General features: G+C 38.7%; 11 protein-coding genes. 7 read left to right on the top strand and 4 right to left on the bottom strand.

Going from position 1 to position 15,441, the window contains the following annotated elements:
- Positions 1 to 213: 213 nt before the first annotated feature.
- Positions 214 to 1,557 (bottom strand): aminotransferase-like domain-containing protein, encoded by a 1,344-nt coding sequence (locus ACFX4I_RS05405; protein ID WP_377419546.1) that lies wholly within the window; start codon positions 1,555 to 1,557, stop codon positions 214 to 216.
- Positions 1,558 to 1,674: 117 nt separating this feature from the next.
- On the opposite strand from ACFX4I_RS05405, the gene ACFX4I_RS05400 reads away from it, so the two are divergent.
- Both ACFX4I_RS05400 and ACFX4I_RS05395 read left to right on the top strand, forming a co-directional pair.
- Positions 1,675 to 2,631, top strand: coding sequence for a DMT family transporter (locus ACFX4I_RS05400; RefSeq protein ID WP_377419544.1), 957 nt, complete (start codon positions 1,675 to 1,677; stop codon positions 2,629 to 2,631).
- Positions 2,632 to 3,516, top strand: coding sequence for a DMT family transporter (locus tag ACFX4I_RS05395; protein ID WP_230303952.1), 885 nt, complete (start codon positions 2,632 to 2,634; stop codon positions 3,514 to 3,516).
- Positions 3,517 to 3,780: 264 nt separating this feature from the next.
- Here ACFX4I_RS05395 and ACFX4I_RS05390 read toward each other — a convergent pair whose 3' ends face one another.
- From ACFX4I_RS05390 to ACFX4I_RS05380, 3 genes are all read right to left on the bottom strand, one after another.
- A complete protein-coding gene (locus ACFX4I_RS05390) occupies positions 3,781 to 4,338 on the bottom strand; it encodes an MFS transporter (protein ID WP_377419542.1) in 558 nt (185 codons plus the stop codon).
- A complete protein-coding gene (locus ACFX4I_RS05385; protein WP_377419540.1) occupies positions 4,335 to 5,765 on the bottom strand; it encodes an FAD-binding protein in 1,431 nt (476 codons plus the stop codon). Before ACFX4I_RS05385 ends, ACFX4I_RS05390 begins: the two co-directional genes overlap by 4 nt.
- A gap of 132 nt (positions 5,766 to 5,897) precedes the next feature.
- Positions 5,898 to 6,503, bottom strand: a complete 606-nt coding sequence (locus ACFX4I_RS05380) for a TetR/AcrR family transcriptional regulator (protein ID WP_377419538.1) — start codon at positions 6,501 to 6,503, stop codon at positions 5,898 to 5,900.
- 485 nt (positions 6,504 to 6,988) lie between these two features.
- Here ACFX4I_RS05380 and ACFX4I_RS05375 point away from each other — a divergent pair, with 485 nt between their 5' ends.
- From ACFX4I_RS05375 to ACFX4I_RS05355, 5 genes are all read left to right on the top strand, one after another.
- Positions 6,989 to 8,308 (top strand): MFS transporter, encoded by a 1,320-nt coding sequence (locus tag ACFX4I_RS05375; RefSeq protein ID WP_377419536.1) that lies wholly within the window; start codon positions 6,989 to 6,991, stop codon positions 8,306 to 8,308.
- 312 nt (positions 8,309 to 8,620) lie between these two features.
- Positions 8,621 to 10,090, top strand: coding sequence for a helix-turn-helix transcriptional regulator (locus ACFX4I_RS05370; RefSeq protein WP_377419534.1), 1,470 nt, complete (start codon positions 8,621 to 8,623; stop codon positions 10,088 to 10,090).
- 195 nt (positions 10,091 to 10,285) lie between these two features.
- Positions 10,286 to 11,959, top strand: coding sequence for a urocanate hydratase (hutU, locus tag ACFX4I_RS05365; RefSeq protein WP_283932933.1), 1,674 nt, complete (start codon positions 10,286 to 10,288; stop codon positions 11,957 to 11,959).
- Positions 11,959 to 13,257 carry an imidazolonepropionase gene (hutI, locus tag ACFX4I_RS05360; protein WP_377419532.1) on the top strand — a complete coding sequence of 433 codons (1,299 nt, stop codon included), beginning with the start codon at positions 11,959 to 11,961 and terminating at the stop codon, positions 13,255 to 13,257. The genes hutU and hutI overlap by 1 nt, the downstream gene beginning before the upstream one ends.
- A gap of 495 nt (positions 13,258 to 13,752) precedes the next feature.
- Positions 13,753 to 15,075, top strand: coding sequence for an MFS transporter (locus ACFX4I_RS05355; RefSeq protein ID WP_230304191.1), 1,323 nt, complete (start codon positions 13,753 to 13,755; stop codon positions 15,073 to 15,075).
- Positions 15,076 to 15,441 lie beyond the last annotated feature (366 nt).

Genomic DNA, 15,441 nt, shown 5'->3' with positions numbered 1-15,441 from the left:
GTGGAAATCAACGTCCAAATTGTACAAGCCATAAAAATAGACAAACTCGATTTTCATCGAGTTTGTCTACAGTCTGGAGAGCCAATTCTAATTGGCTCTTTTTGGTTTGTGCTCATTTGCCCATATTTTTTCAGTATTACAATAAGGTAAAATATTTTCACTATATTTTATTTTTGCCCTGTGTGGAAAGTGACTATGCCTTATGTAAAAGTTTTATAAGTAATAATTTTGCTTTTTATTCAATTCTTTAAAAATAAGAGCTATTCCTTGGTCAAGTTTTGGTATATTTGTATTGGACACGTTTAGTTTTAATATTTTTTCCTGGTGAAAGCCATCTATATAATTTTGGCCTATAGTCTCTACCAGTACTTGTTGATTTTGTAAGTTTTTGATGAGGTGAGCACTATTTAAACGATGAGGCAGTACGATATGTGCGTTCATACATATGGATGCTGGGCGATAAAAGCCTGGAGTAGAGTACTTTTCCAGAGCATCATATAGCAAGTTTGCACGCCCTAAATAGGAGAGCCGTACCTTGTTTCTATGGCGTTCAAACATACCGCTTTTTATGTAGATTTCCAAGGCTGCTTGTGAAATCATGGAACTATCAATATCAGCTGTTCTTTTATATAGTTGGAAGCTGTCCGCTAATGGTTTAGGCAATACGGCAACACCTATGCGTAATCCTGGAAACATTATTTTAGAGAAGCTTTTTAAATAAATGACCATGTTATGGGTATCCCCGGAAAAAATGGGGTCTGCCTTCATATTCTCTTCGAAATCTGCTAAATAATCATCTTCTACAATATAGACACCATACTTAACAGCAAGTTTTAGTATCTCTTCTCTGTCCTTTTTAGAGTAAGAAGTCCCTAACGGATTATGGAAACGAGGCATCGTATAAAAGAATTTAATTTCCTGACTGCTAAAAATCCGCTCCAATTCCTCTAAATCAATACCTTCTGCAGTTCGTTGGATTCCTAGCACGGAAATCTTGTACGCTTTCAATTGCTCCACAAATAGATGATAACTAGGCTGTTCAACTAGTATATGGGTACGTTCATTTGGAAAAGGGATGAACGTTAATAAGGAAAGTGCTTGTTGAACGCCTGAAGTAATGAAAATCTGTTCTTCTTTAGCGAAAACCTGATACTGCTCTAATTGTTTTTGTATCACTTTTATTAAAGAGGGTAGTCCTTTTGGAGTCCCATAAATAAACAATTCTTGCTGATAGGTATCAATGGCTTTGTTGATGCAATGTTGAAAGTCATGATACGGAAATTGATGCCAAGCGGGAGCGGAAGTAACAAAGTCGATTTCCGCTGATGGTTCACTTTTACCATCAAATTCTTTTTGAACGACATAATATCCACTTTTAGGAACTGCGTAGATTAAATGCTTCTTTTCCAATTCTTGCAGAGCTTTCAAAACTGTACTTTTACTACATTGATGTTGTTCGCTTAATTGACGAATCGATGGGAGTTTAAAGCCCGCTTTAAGCTGTCCATTCTGGATGAGAGATTCAAATTCATTACACAAAGCTACGTATTTTAACATGAATACCTCCTAAAAACTGTACCGTTACAGATGCTCCTTATTTGTATTGTATCGTAGTGAAACTTTTAATACGATACTAACAACCGGCCGGGTGTTGAAAAGGAGGATTTACTCAATATGCCAGAACATAAAAAAGCTTATATTGCGGCGATACTATATGCCTTTATTATTGGATTTTCATTTATTTTTACAAAAATATCATTAATGGAAGCGAGTCCGCTAGATACATTGGCACATCGATTTACGATGGCTTTTTTGATCGCGATAATTTTTAAGCTGTATCGGAGGACATCAGTGAAAATGAGCGCAACAGATACTTTGAAAATTCTTCCGTTGGTGTTCCTTTATCCAATTTTATTCTTTACATTTCAAGTGTTTGGGCTCGTATATACCTCATCTTCAGAAGCGGGTATTATCCAAGCGACCATACCAATTTTCACGTTATTATCAGCTTCATTATTTTTGAAAGAATACGCAGGTAAAGGTCAAAAAATTTCCCTTTATTTTTCTGTGATGGGGGTTATCTTTATCTTTGTCATGAATGACTTGCAACTTGCGGCTCATAGTTCGAAGGGAACGATACTGATCTTATTATCCTCGATTGCTGCCGCTCTCTATAATGTGGTGGCGAGGAAGGTAACAAAGCAATATTCACTATTTACGTTAACTTATGTGATGATGTTCTTTGGTTTTGTGACTTTTAATAGTATGGCCATCATCAACCATATAATTAACCAATCTATTAGTAGCTTTTTATTACCCTTCACAAGTAGTGCATTCCTTATTTCAATCGTATATCTTGGGGTATTATCGTCAATACTTACTGCTTTTTTATCAAACTATGCATTATCTATATTACCAGCATCTAAAATGAGCGTTTTTAGTAATTTAGCGACATTGATTACGATAATAGCAGGGGTGATTTTCTTACAGGAATCGATTCATTATTATCATGTAATAGGTGCAATGATTATTCTTGCTGGGGTAATCGGCACGAATTATTTTGGTGGAATTCAATCAAAGCATAATAGTAAGACCTTTGCCGATCCATTGCTGAAAAGGGAGGTAAAGTGAATGAATAAATATGTGTTGTTACTCTTGATTAGTGGTATATGGGGCTCTCAATTCTTCTTTATTGCATTAGTTATTGAAAATGTTGGGGTTATTACATTGTCAGCCATCAAAGCATGTATCGGCGGTATCTGTTTACTCTTCATTGGTTTTTTTTTATCGAAAGAAGAGCGAAGAGTACCCAGGAGTTATTATAAATGGTATATAATCATTGCTTTTTACGAGGTTGTACTACCATTCGTGTTTATTGCACAAGGCCAGAAATCGGTGCCTAGCAGTATCGCAGCGGTGCTGATTGGAATGGTTCCCGTCTTTACCATCCTCTTTTTACTAGCATTTTTCAAAAGAAAAAGCACAAGGCCGGAGATTACAAGTATCCTATTCGGATTTGCAGGTATTGTCTTCCTTTCCTGGCCAACACAAGGAATCCAAGACCTTTCTAACAGTATTCAGGGGAACATCCTATTGATATTGGCTGCCATGAGTTTTGGATTATCATTGATATTCATGGAGAAATTAAACGAGGGATCTTCCGTTATTCATATGAGAAATGTATTACTGATTGCCAGTGCATTGCTCATTCCCTTGTCCCTTTTGTTTGAGCAATCTTTCAAATTGGATTTAGCACGATCTCAATCTATCTACTTAGCGATTTTAGGCATTTTCCATGCAGGTGTTGTTTATGCATTATTTAATAGGCTGATTCGGCAAGAAGGCGCATTATTTACTTCATATAGTAATTATATAGTGCCTGTCATCGGAATGATTTTAGGTTTTTTATTTTTACATGAAGCGTTGTCTATTCATCAGTTGATTGGAATGGGAATAATTATGATGTCATTAGTTTTTTTAGACGGAAAAATAATAACCAAGTTGATAAGAAAGTAGTATTTTATTATATGTGCTCTGGTCCGTTATCTTTAATTGTACTAATAAACGCAGTAAGTTTAGAATTCGTATATTTAACGAAACCAAATTGAGAAAAGGAGAGCAGGTTTAATATATCTTTGTAAGATCATTTTTTGTTTTTTGATCCGCAAATGATTTATATAGTAGAAGGAGCATCTGCTGAGGTTAATACAGATGCTTCTTCTACTAAATGGGGTAATTAATTTATTAGGGCTAACCAGTAATAAATGCTTATATTTTTATTTATTCTGCATTAGATAGTGAAGTTTTTTTCTCCATCTTCATTATAATAAATCCACTCCAGGCAAACATTAAGGAAGCAATGTAAAAGATGCTGCCGATCGTTAAAAAGTCGACTAAATATCCGGTTGCAATCACCGCAGCTGCAGCACCGATGGATGTCCAAACATGGTAGTTTCCAATTTCCTCACCCGCTGTTTTCTTCGTAACATATCTTGCAAGTACCGTTTTTTCTGTGTTTTTTTGTACTGCCCCAAGTACCCCCATAATGATTTGCAGGAGATAGACATGCCAAATTTCATATGCGAGAGGAAAGGCAAGAAGGATTAGTGCCATCCCCCATGAATAGATAAGGAGAAATGCTTTGTCACCGGCTTTGTCAGTGAGTTTTCCAATTAAAGGATAGCTAAGTGCTGCAGTCAGTGAGAATATTCCATATGCCCACCCGAATTGCGAATAACTGGTGCCTACATTTTTGATTAGCAAAATATAAAAAGGGAAAATCATGCTGGCAGCCATTCCAACAGTGCCTTGGTAAAAAACGAAACGTTTATAATTCATGGATGATACTCCTCATAGAAAAGATTCATGAAGCGATTATCAGGATCATATTTCTTCTTTAATTGAAAGAATTCCTCAGTACGCGGATACGCTTCAAATAATTGTGTCTTGGTTGGATACCCATAATAGGGCAAATAGTAGCTGCCGTTATGGTCAAGCGTCACATCAATCATGTTTCGGATGACCCTTCCCGTATTTACCTTACTATCGTTATCTGTCCCTTGATTGATGAGCATTACAAGAGCGAACATATCATCCTTGGCATAGGACATGAGTGATTCATCATTATGCTCCACATAACGTATTGTAATATTTAATAAGTTAAAATCTTTTTCATCAGATAAGGTTTTTCTTAAATCATCGATATAATCAGCAAATTGATCAATCGGAACGAAGTATTCTTGCAGCACTTCAGTTTTGGTGGGGTTGCTGTAATCCATAAAGGCTGAGTCCGACCGCATCACATTATTCCTCGAAACCAAGTTACCATCAATATTGTCCGTGTAGGTTTTTTGAGTTTCCCAAAACCTTTTTTTACCCCAGTCATTATAACGTGAGAGACCAAGAAAGAATTTAGGCACGGCAATGATCGTTTCCCGTTTGAGAGTATTGTAGTTAGATAGCTGTGTTTGGTCATTTGCTCTATAATAATCCGTTACATACATTTCATCCAAATAGGAGCCAGGAGCCACAGATATTCTTGCAAGATGCATTTTAACATCATCGTTTTGAAGAACTTCTCTTTTAAAGTACGAAGTATATTCATCATAATGAAGTGATTTGGTTTTAATTTTATAAAGTTCGTCATCAGTAAGGTGGAGTGTTACATCGAGTATTACTCCAAATAAACCATACCCGCCAATAACCGAATGGAAGAGCTCCGAATTTTCTTCGCGGCTCACTGTTAGGATTTGTCCCTTTGCGTTAAGCAACCTAAAAGATTTCACGGTTTCTATCAAAGCATGATGACGGATATCGCGGCCATGGACATTAACGCTCAAAGAACCGCCAATGGTAAAAATGTTTTGAGATTGACTAACCTTCAGTGCAAGTCCATACGGGTTGATATATTCCTGGAGAGCAGCCCAGGTTGCACCGCTTTGGACCGTGATGCTTTTTTCTTTTACATCCAAATCAAGTATTTTATCATAATGCTTCATATCGAGCAGGATCCCATTTGGATATAATGTCTGACCTCCTTGGCTATGTTGCATACCGGCAATGGAAATGGGATCATCGTTTTTTTTGGCATCTAAAACGACCATTTTGATTGCTTCTTCACTATCTTCTGCCTTTATCGCTTTCATTTTAATTGGCATCAAACGGCTGATATCTTCTGCAATAGGGTGGTCAAGCTTGAAATTAAAAGCCTGCAGTGATAATCCGAATAATAGTGCATATAGGATGATAAAGAAAAATTGTTTCATGATATCTGGCTTTCGACTCCTTGTTTAATATGTCTGACACTCAATTGAAATAATGAAAATGTATGAACTTATAGATTAATGGAGTTACCCTGACCATTCAGTGTGATTGAAAATGATCTTTTGATTTATGTATTAGTTCTTAGTTTTCAGCCCATTAATGATTGTTTTGGTTAGCGGTATGGATAGTGATTCCAAGCTTTGTTCTGAGTTGTTTAATCCCCAATGATAGATGATTCCCATCAGGCTTTGGGTGATAAGCTGTGAAATTTCGTTAACTGATTGGTCAGTGCCAATGTCGTTTTGTTCTTTCGCCTCTTCAACTAATGAACGAATAATTTGGAAGAGTGAGCGATTTGAATTTAAAAAGTAAGTATGTTCTTTTGAATCCAAAGCGGAACTGTAAATCACTTTCATTAAATCTTTGCCCATTTCTTCTTCCAGAAAACGCATCAATTTGCGTATGAAAATAAACAATTTCTCAGTAGCGTCCATATCGACTGGGAACGAACGGAAGACTTCACGATAGTAATCATCGACTTCTATGAATCTCACTAAAAAAATGTCCGATTTCGCTGAAAAGTGTTGGTAAAATGACCCTTTTGATGTGCCGCTTTTTTTCACGATCTCGTCAACGGTAACTTCATCATAACCTTTTTCGCTAAATAGCTTTAAAGATATTTTTAAAATTTTTTCACGAGTCTTTTCTCCCCTAAGCTGTTTCTTTCTGGGTTCAATCATAAAAAACCTCCAAGTGATAATTGACAGAATATTCCTATGTAGTTTAATATCAGACTACAGTCTAGTTAAATGATTGGTGGTCTATTTAATCTAACGTAGATCATCAATAATCACAACGCTTTCTTAATTGCATTTTGTATGTTTGGAAAGCGCTTGCAAAATTTTGAAGGCAAGTATGGGGGAGGTCAATTCAGTTTAAATAGGAGGTTTTTCAAGTAGGGGAATTAGGTGAAAAGGTTGGTTAGATTTTTCTGAAGATTCCTATACAATTGGTTACTGTCATGTAGAAAGGCTTATTTCTCTTTAGTCATGAGTAAATGGGTTGTATTGATAATATTGTTGGATTCAGTATATGTAAATGGAGGGGGATCAGGATAAATTGATGTTCCTAGGAATGAATCAGAGTGTCGGGAAGCAGGAAAAGAGATGTGCAATAAACGGATTATTTTTTGGGAAATAGTAGCATGAAAAGGGAGGAAATAATCATGAATCATTCAAGTGGTGAAATAGAGAAAAGAACGATCAGTAAAACGATGAAACGCATTCTTCCATTTGTCTTGCTCCTTTATATCATTGCTTACTTGGACAGGGTCAATTTAGGTTATGCTGCTTTACAAATGAATGCAGAATTAGCCTTATCCGCTGAAGTTTTTGGATTGCTTTCTGGCATTTTTTTTATAGGTTATTTCTTCTTTGAAGTTCCAAGCAACATGATCATGCATAAAGTGGGAGCTCGGATATGGATTGCCCGTATAATGATTTCGTGGGGACTCGTGGTAATATTGACGGGTTTTGCGCAAACAACGATGCATTTATATATTCTCCGTTTTTTATTAGGTGTTGCCGAAGCTGGGTTTTTCCCTGGGATAATTTTGTATTTAACTTATTGGTTCAGGGCCCGCGAAAGAGGAAGGGCAACAGCGGTTTTGCTTTTAGCCCTACCGATTGGCGGATTGATTGGTGCGCCTGCATCGACATGGATTCTTGACAATATTTCCTGGTTGGGTATGGCAGGGTGGAGATGGATGTTCATCCTTGAAGGCATTCCGGCCATTATTATTGGAATTGTTGTTGTTTTCTATTTAACTAATAGACCGACCAACGCTAAATGGTTATCTAAGGAAGAAAGTGATTGGCTAGAAGGGGAATTAAGTGCGGAAAGAAAAGTTAGCTCGAATATAAATAAAGTTACTAAGCTTGATATGCTGAAAGATTCGAAAATCTGGAAGTTGGCCCTTTTTTATTTTGCAGGGTACACATCTATCTATGGATTGTCATTCTGGATGCCAACCATCATAAAATCTTTATCGGAAAATGCAACAACCAATTTGGAAATTGGCTGGTTAGCGATGATTCCATCGTTAGTCGGTATACCTGCCATTATGTTTGTAGGATGGAATTCAGATCGGACCAATGAACATAAATCACACTTGCTCGTTTGCCTTATGATAGCAGTTGTCGGATTTATCGGGTGCGGCTTTTCAGATAGTGTCTTTATGATGGTGCTTATGTTAACGATTACATCTTTCGGGTTATACGGGTTCAGTGGATGTTTCTTTGCCTATATGACATTTTTCTTCACTGAGTCCACTGCGCCAGTTGGAATAGCCATAGTCAATTCATTTGCGGCTTTAGGCGGTTTTGTAGGACCGATGATTCTCGGAACTGTTGCATTTACTCAAGGGATGTTTATTTTATCCGGATTACTTGTGATAGGAGTCATCACTCTATTATCATTAAAATTGACAAGTGCTTCAGATGAAAACATCGTAAAAGAAGTGGAAGTCAATATTAATCAATTATAAAGGTTCTAAATGTATTGAAGATTAAAAGTGACTAAAAAAGAAACATCATTGGAAATCATAAGGTTTCCATGATGTTTCTTTTTATATTTTCATATAGGATACATATATATGGGACTAAAATACCGGTTGAGCATGTCAAAATTTAATCTAATTCGAAGGTTCTGCCCAATAAGGCTTGTTTGTGGTTTTCGGCGGGATTAGAATGGAGATGAGATACAAGTGCTTTCGAAAAGACAAGGGAGTCCTTTTCTTTTCAAGTTCTGACTTCATATTTATTCATTACAGGAATAACAGCAGAAATGAGGTGATGATGTGGAAATTCATTTGGTGGCGAAAGATGAGATTGAAGCTCAAGGAATTCGTTGGATAGTGGAGTCCCACCTAACGGGAGTTAGACTGATCTTATGGAAAACGATTGAAGAATTTGAAAAGGGCGTGCGCAATCAGCAACCGGAATTCGTTATTTTGGATATGGATATTTGGACGGATGAAAGTGAGGCGATGGGTGTTTCGTTAAAGCGGAGGGGAATTCGATGGCTGGGCATTTCATCTGAGCGAATCTTTCAAACGGCTTATCGAGCCTTACGTTTTCGTGCTGAAGATGTTTTATTCCGTCCTTTTTCTTCGGCGGATTTGGTAAAACATATCCAACAATTGCGTTTTCAATTGAGAAATGGTCCTGGTCTACTTTCGACAAACACCATGGATGATGGGAATGCTCTGGATATTGGATATCCGGATTTCTTCTTGACAGACCGGAGGCATGAAAGTCGAATAACCATGGTCGCTTTTTTGACACCTGATAACAAGACCCTTCCTTTAGTTTATGATGAACTGCAACGATATTCTTTTACTGGGAAGAATCAAATCTTCGCTTTATCGGATTTTATTTTATGTGTCCAGGAAACAAAGGAAATTGAGGTATATAAGGAAGAGTACCAAGCGTTCCTTGCTCACTGGAAAGAAAGAATGGATGAGCCCCTTGCCATCATAATAAAAGCGGCAACTTCAGATGAGTCTTTAAAAAGGATGTATCAGCAAACACGTGAATTTACGAGACAAATCTTTTTCGATGGATATGATATCATTTTAGCCGAAAGTCAACAGACTTCGCCTCAAGAGATGGACCCATTTCTCACTCCTCTTGAACAAAGACTTTGGATAGAAATGCTCGAAAGGCGGGATGCGAAAGCCATCAGGAACTGGATTGAGCGTGAATTCCTTACTTTTGAACGACCATATCCCGACCCGGAAATCGTTCGTATCCGCCTTACAAGCGTACTCGCACAGATTCGTAGGCATATGAAATCATACAACTTGCAAAATGCTTCTCTAGAAGCAATATACTATGATGTATTTCAGCAAATTGTACATAAACCTGTCATCCATCAAATAGTAAAAGAGCTGCATGCGTTCACCACCCATATGCTTCTGCAAGATCATGGACAATTACAGGAAGGGGCACGCACACTTAGCGAAAAAGCAAGGGAGCTGATCGAGTCCAACTATTGGGACGCCCAGTGGAATCTAGCGAGTTGTGCAGATACTCTGCGTATCAATAAAAGCACACTCAGCCGTCGTTTTGCGGCTGAATCCGGAGAGTCTTTTCGAAATACTCTGCATCAAGTTCGAATTAGGGAAGCTAAACGTTTATTAAAGGAATCGGATTTATCATTAGAGGAAATCTCACAATTAGCCGGCTATTCACATCAAACTTATTTCAATGCCAAATTCAAACTGCTTGAAGGTTGTACACCATCAGCATATCGGTCTGGATTATAAAAAAGGACGATTCAATAAATGAATCGTCCTTTTTTATTTATTTCATAACAATGTAATTATTGAAATTATTCATAAAATAATAAAGTTAACTACAAAAATGTAAAATAAATTATAAAATAATCATTAAACTATAATTAATTATTCTGAATTTTTCTTATAGAATGAATATATAACAAAAACAAGGGGGAAATGAAAATGAACACGATTACAAATAAGGTTATCCGTTATACTGGAACAGAATTGCATACTAAAGGATGGCAACAAGAAGCAGTGCTTAGAATGCTTATGAATAATTTGGATCCTGAAGTTGCTGAACGTCCAGAAGATTTGGTGGTATACGGAGGGATTGGGAAAGCAGCTCGTAACTGGGAATGCTTTGATGCAATCGTCAAATCACTAAAAGAGCTTGAAGAAGATGAAACTTTACTAGTCCAATCAGGGAAACCGGTGGCCATTTTTAAAACGCATTCGGATGCACCACGTGTCCTGCTTGCAAATTCAAATATCGTCCCTGCATACGCGAACTGGGAAACATTCCATGAACTTGATAAAAAGGGATTGATGATGTATGGGCAGATGACAGCAGGCAGCTGGATATATATCGGATCTCAAGGAATCGTACAGGGTACATACGAGACCTTTGCCGAGCTTGCAAAACAACATTTCAATAACTCGTTAAAAGGCACCATTACTCTAACGGCAGGTTTAGGCGGAATGGGAGGGGCACAGCCGCTGGCAGTTACGATGAACGGTGGTGTCTGTATCGGGATCGATGTAGATGAGACAAGAATTGACAGGAGGATTGAGACTCGTTATACCGATGTGAAAACGGATTCATTGGATGAAGCCATTCGTTTAGCCAATGAAGCTAAACTTGCAGGGAAAGCATTATCGATTGGTTTGATTGGGAATGCTTCAGATATTCTTCCGGAAATGATCGCAAGGAACTTCATTCCTGATGTCTTGACGGATCAGACTTCGGCCCATGATCCGCTAAATGGATATACTCCTTCAGGCCTATCAATGGTGGAAGCTGCAGAATTACGGAATGCAAATCCAGAAGAGTATATTAAACTCTCTAAAGCTTCAATGGCCAAACATGTAAGAGCGATGCTTGAAATGATGGAAAAAGGAGCTGTGACGTTTGATTATGGCAACAATATCCGTCAAGTTGCGAAAGATGAAGGGGTAGAGAATGCTTTTGACTTCCCGGGCTTCGTTCCAGCTTATATCCGTCCACAATTCTGTGAAGGTAAAGGTCCATTCCGCTGGGTGGCTTTATCTGGTGATCCAGAAGACATTTATAAAACAGACCAAGCCATTTTACGCGAATTCGCTGATAATGAACATTTATGTAACTGGATTAAAATGGCTCAAGAGAAAATTCAGTTCCAAGGTCTGCCTTCCCGCATATGCTGGCTTGGTTATGGGGAGCGCGCCCGTTTTGGTAAAATCCTCAATGATATGGTTGCAAGCGGTGAATTGAAGGCCCCGATCGTGATTGGTCGTGACCATTTGGATTCTGGCTCTGTCGCTTCGCCGAATCGTGAAACGGAAGCCATGAAGGATGGTTCCGATGTAGTGGCTGACTGGCCGATCTTAAATGCAATGGTGAATGCTGTGGGCGGTGCCACTTGGGTTTCCGTACATCATGGCGGCGGCGTAGGAATGGGTTACTCCATGCATGCAGGCGTTGTAATTGTGGCAGACGGTACAAAAGAAGCAGCAGCCAGGATTGAGCGAGTGTTGACAACGGACCCTGGGATGGGTGTAGTGCGTCATGTTGACGCAGGATATGAACTGGCAGAGGAAACAGCACGTGAAAGAGGTATTAATATCCCGATGCTTGATAAAGGAATTGATAAATAATGACAAAACCAATTTGGATAAAACATGCCGCTCAACTTGCAACACTTACCTCTGGTAGGAAAGGTCCTCGTTCCAAAGAGGCAATGTCAGAGCTTGGGTTGATTGAAGATGGAAGTATATGGATGGAATCTGGTTTGATCCAAGCGATCGGTACGACCAAAGAATTGGAAGAACTCTATGCAGATAGAATGCATGAAGCTGAAGTCTTTGATGCAACTGGCCATTTGGTGACACCTGGGTTAGTTGATCCACATACGCATGTTGTATATGGCGGGAGTCGGGAACGTGAATTTGAAATGCGTCTTGAAGGCGCAACATATATGGACATTATGAACGCAGGTGGGGGCATTCATGCTACCACCCGCATGACAAGGGAAGCAAGTGAAGAAGAATTGATGGAGCAAACCATGCGACGACTTGATTCGTTTCTCGCTCATGGCGTGACTACAGTAGAAGGTAAAAGCGGTTATGGAATGAATTTGGAAACAGAATTAAAGCAGTTGCGGGTGATGAAGAAGCTACAGGAAGAGCATCCGATTGATCTAGTTCCTACTTTTATGGGAGCCCATGCGGTTCCAAAGGATTATAAAGGCCGCGAGGATGAATTTGTCGATCATCTGATTAATGATATGCTTCCAATCGTCTCTGAAGAAAAGCTTGCAGAATTCAATGATGTCTTTTGTGAAAAGGGGGTTTTTACCCCTGAACAATCAGAACGGATTTTAAAGGCGGGGAAAAAGTACGGCTTGATCCCTAAAATTCATGCTGATGAAATTGAGCCATATGGTGGAGCTGAATTAGCTGCGAAGATAGGAGCCATTTCAGCTGAGCATTTGTTAAAAGCTTCCGATGAGGGGATTACTGCTATGGCGAAGTCAGGCACCATTGCCTGCTTGCTTCCAGCCACCGCCTTGTATTTACGAGAAGAAGCGGCACCTGGACGACGAATGGTTGATGAAGGTGTGGCTGTTGCCATTTCGACCGATTGCAATCCCGGATCTTCACCGACGACATCCATGCCGCTTGTCATGAATCTGGCATGCATTTCGATGCGGCTTACCCCTGCAGAAGCTCTGACGGCGGCGACATACAATGCTGCTTGTGCAATCAACAGGCAAGAAAGGGTCGGATCGCTTGAAGTCGGAAAACAAGCGGATGTCGTTTTATGGAATGTTGAAAACTATCAGGAGTTGCAATATTTATTTGGGGTCAATCACGTTAAGTCTGTATGGAAAAATGGTGTGCAAGTAGTGAATGATAAAGTGAAGGCTGATTCCAAAAGCCTGACTGGTCTATAAAATTCACTAAAAGAAGAGAGGCTATACCCATCGAACCATCATTAGGTTGACCGGATCTCTCATGAAACGCCCTTTTAATGAACTCCAAACTATGTATCAGGAGCCTTTTTATATCCGCTGGAATTTTGGCGGATGTAAAAAGGCATTGATACGTACAACATGATCCTTACAGTATTCCGAGTTGCCAAAGCAGGAGATGTTCTGATATTTCAGTTGCACTGGTTACATGCTTCTACCCATGGTGGAATGCCTGCTAATTGGTTTTTTGATATTTACTAGAATTTGGCCAGTATCCGATTGTCATGCAAATTGATTTTGTCTGTCTTGATCCGAGCTTCTCTATGGGGGTAGAAACAGTCAAGACCAGGGTATTCATGGCTGCAATTTATAACAGGCTGCATAATGCAGACTGGATTTAGGGTTTTATGATGACTGTTTTTATGTTTAAAATCGGTCAGTATTGCTGCTCTCCAACAAACATCAAGGAGTGATTACATGTTGAGAAATAACTATCGTTATTTTATCATTTTTATGATTATTGTTATTACAATCATAAATTATATTGATAGAGGTGCACTTTCATATGCCCAAGCTGAAATAATCAAGGAGTTCAATTTAGATCCAGTAAGTTGGGGAGCAATCCTGGGGTATTTTGGATATGGATATATATTCGGTGCACTATTTGGTGGTGCTTTAGCAGATAAGAAAGGTCCTAAATTCATGTGGATCCTTGCCGGAACTACATGGTCTTTTTTTGAAATTGGGACAATATTCGCAGGTCATATAGGTGCAGCATTATTTGGGGGCTCTGCATTGGCAGGATTTGCGGTATTTCGTGTTTTATTTGGTTTAGCTGAAGGACCTACCTTATCAACGATGAACCGAACGATGGCAAACTGGGTATCTCCTAAAGAAAAAGGGTTTGCTGTAGCACTTGGATTAGTTGGAACGCCAATTGGTGCATTAATAACTGCACCCATCGTAGTAGGTCTTCTAACATTCACTAACTGGAAAGTAACATTCGTTATTCTCGGTATATTAGGCTTTATTTGGGTAGCAATTTGGAACAAAGTATTTACAAACTTACCTGAAGATCATCCAAGAGTCTCGAAAACCGAACTAGAAGAAATTCGAAGTGCAGATATTTTAATAAAAGGTGAGACGAAATTAGACGAACAAAAAAATGTACCATGGTACCATTTTTTTAAAAACCCTACGTTAGTATTTAATGCAATTGGATATTTTGCCTTTTTATATGTAAATATTTTATTACTTACATGGACCCCCAAATATCTGCAAGATGAATTTAATTATTCACTTTCTTCTCTTTCATATATTGGTATGATTCCCTGGGTAGGAGCTATTATCACTGGATTATTAGGTGGTAAAATCTCGGATATATTACGTAGAAAAACAGGGAATTTACGTATTGCCAGATCTTGGTTCACAGTAGTCTCCTTATTTTGTACAGCTGTATGTTTTATGTTGATTCCGACTGTCGAGAGTGCGGCGGCCGTACTAGCTTTAATGTGTATAGGAAATGCCTTTAATTATTTACCTAATTCCATATATTGGATCGTGGTTCTGGATACAGAACCGAATAAAGCTGGAACATTTGGCGGGGTAACTCATTTCATTGCCAATCTGGCTACAATTATTGCCCCTACCTTGACAGGAAGTCTTGTCGCGATATATGGATATAATGCCATGTTTATTGCAGCATCAATAGCCGTCACGATTGGCATGATAGCCATGGTTTTCGTGAAGCCTGGCAAACAAGGTAACTCATCGGAAACCACCAATAATATGGTTAGCTAAGATAAGGCATCATGGATGTATATTGATTACGGATTATGTATTTCACCTTCAGAAGAAATTTACAAGAGGAGCATCCGATTGATCTAGTTCCTACTTTTATGAGAGCCCATGCGGATCCAAACGATAATAAAGGCCGTGAGCATGAATTTGTCGAGTAAAAACCCTCTTTAACGCCATTTGTGAAGATTGATTCCTAAAGCCTGACTGGCCTTTAAGAATCACTAAAAAAGATAAGGCCTTGATCTTCAGTCAATGTCTACCCATTTCAGCAGATGAATTGGGCTTTTAGAAGTATTTATCCACATGTAATGGTGCTGAATAGTAGGATGGTGGTTTATCATCCTACCCATTGGCAGCGGTAAACAC

Origin of the sequence: Peribacillus sp. YIM B13472, from assembly GCF_042788005.1 — a bacterium.
Taxonomy (GTDB): Bacteria; Bacillota; Bacilli; order Bacillales; family DSM-1321; genus Peribacillus; species Peribacillus simplex_E.
Note: the sequence above shows the minus strand (reverse complement) of the source record. Positions and strands in the feature narration are given on the sequence as shown.